Source organism: Streptomyces sp. 8K308, from assembly GCF_004348315.1.
GTDB lineage: Bacteria > Actinomycetota > Actinomycetes > Streptomycetales > Streptomycetaceae > Streptomyces.
This window is the reverse complement of the sequence record NZ_SMKC01000610.1, coordinates 1-1,581: the sequence shown is the minus strand read 5'-3', so window position 1 is coordinate 1,581 and position 1,581 is coordinate 1. Positions and strand designations below refer to the sequence as shown.

The 1,581-nt window shown below is 68.2% G+C and carries 4 protein-coding genes; 2 read left to right on the top strand and 2 right to left on the bottom strand.

Going from position 1 to position 1,581, the window contains the following annotated elements; translation table 11 throughout:
- The coding region (locus tag E1265_RS36145) for a low molecular weight protein-tyrosine-phosphatase (protein WP_132935163.1) at positions 1-474 on the bottom strand (474 nt) is incomplete at its 3' end.
- A gap of 8 nt (positions 475-482) precedes the next feature.
- The gene (locus E1265_RS36140) at positions 483-857 is read right to left on the bottom strand and encodes a phage holin family protein (RefSeq protein WP_132935162.1); all 375 of its coding nucleotides are present in this window, start codon (positions 855-857) and stop codon (positions 483-485) included.
- Between the two features lie 47 nt (positions 858-904).
- On the opposite strand from E1265_RS36140, the gene E1265_RS36135 reads away from it, so the two are divergent.
- Together E1265_RS36135 and E1265_RS36130 are read left to right on the top strand one after the other, a co-directional pair.
- On the top strand, positions 905-1,225 hold the full coding sequence (locus E1265_RS36135; protein ID WP_132935161.1) for a cupin domain-containing protein: 321 nt from the start codon (positions 905-907) through the stop codon (positions 1,223-1,225).
- A 159-nt stretch (positions 1,226-1,384) separates the two neighbouring features.
- On the top strand, positions 1,385-1,581 hold a 197-nt coding region (locus E1265_RS36130), incomplete at its 3' end, for a DUF5326 family protein (protein ID WP_132935160.1).

Sequence of the window (1,581 nt, the reverse complement as noted above, 5' to 3'; positions counted from 1 at the left end):
CACCACGCCCGCGTCGAGCAGCCCGTCCACCCCGCGCTCGATGATCTTCAGGCACTCGGCGAAGCCCTCGTCGTCGCCGTAGTAGGGGTCGGGCACGTCGGGTTCCGTGGCGTCCGGGTCGTGGTCGAGGAGGAGCACCACCTTGGCGGCGGCCCGCTGGTCAGGCGCCAGCCGGCGCAGCTCGCGCTCGTGGCCGCGGTCCATCGCGACGACCAGGTCGTAGCGGTCGAACCAGTCGCGTTCGAAGCGCCGGGCCGTGTGGTCGCGGGCGCCGGCCGGGTAGCCGGCGGCGGCCAGCGCGGCGACGGCGCGCGGGTCGGCCGGCTCGCCGACGTGCCAGCCGCCGGTGCCGGCGCTGTCCACGGTGTGGTCGCCGTCGAGGCCCGCCTCGGCGAGGCGGGCGCGGAGCACGGTTTCGGCCATCGGCGAGCGGCAGATGTTGCCCGAGCAGACGACGCAGATGCGGAAGGTCATCGGATCGGTCAGTCCCGGTCGAGGACCATGTTGACGGCCCAGGACACGATGGAGATGATCAGGCCGCCCAGCACCGCGGCCATGAACCCGCCGACCTCGAAGCGCTCGTCGCCGGCGATCCAACTGGTCAGGAGCAGCATGAAGGCGTTGATCACCAGGGTGAAAAGGCCGAGCGTGACGATCAGCAGGGGGAAGGCCAGGAACTTCACGATGGGCTTGACGATCAGGTTGACCACGCCGAAGATCAGCGCGACGACCAGCAGGGTCACCGCCCTGCTGCCGGTGCTCGCGCCCTCTTCCCCGAGGGTGATGTCGCCGACCAGCCAGACGGCGGCGGCCAGGGCGACGGCGTTGGCAAGAAACCTGAACAAAATGCTTGTCATAAGGGGATCGTTGCAGATGGCACCTGGAGCGCAAAGGGAATGAGGCGATGAAGGAGTTCCGGCTGGATCAGCTGGAGGCGGAACGGCTCGCGAACGACGGCGCCTACCTGCGCTTTCTCAGGGAACGCAACATATCGGTGGGGCTCTACGCGCTGAACGCGGGGCAGCAGGACACCCAGCGACCACAGCGGCAGGACGTGGTGAACTTCGTGGTCAGCGGCCGCGCCTCGATGACCGTCGGCGACGAGACCACCACGGTGGGGCGGGGCAGCGTGGTCTACGTGCCGGCCGGCACCCACGCCCGCTTCCACCACATCACCGAGGACCTGCGGGTGATGGTGGTCTTCTCACCCCCCGAGGGGAGCTGAGCGGATGCCCGGCTCAGGGTAGGAGTCAGGGAACGGTCAGGGGAGGACCGGGGCGATCGGGCCTCCCACACCCCGTCCGACGCCCTTAGCATCGAAAGAGCAAGACACCGTGGTAGGAGCTGTAGTAGGAGCTCGTAGGGCGATGAAGGAGCCGGGGCAATGAAAGCCGCCTTTATGACACTGCCATGGTGGGTGCGCTGGATCGGCATCCCCACCATCGCGCTGGTCGTCTTCGGCGGCCTGATCATCTCCGTGATCACCTGGGTGCTCGGACTCGCCTTCCGGGTGCTGATCTTCGCCGCGCTGGTGGCCGTGCTGATCTTCGTGGTGCGGAAGTTCACCTCTTCCTCCTCCTC

Excerpts from the sequence above, each read along its gene's own strand:
- E1265_RS36135 (WP_132935161.1), top strand. The coding sequence starts at position 905 with ATGAAGGAGTTCCGGCTGGATCAGCTGGAGGCGGAACGGCTCGCGAAC.
- E1265_RS36140 (WP_132935162.1), bottom strand. The coding sequence starts at position 857 with ATGACAAGCATTTTGTTCAGGTTTCTTGCCAACGCCGTCGCCCTGGCC.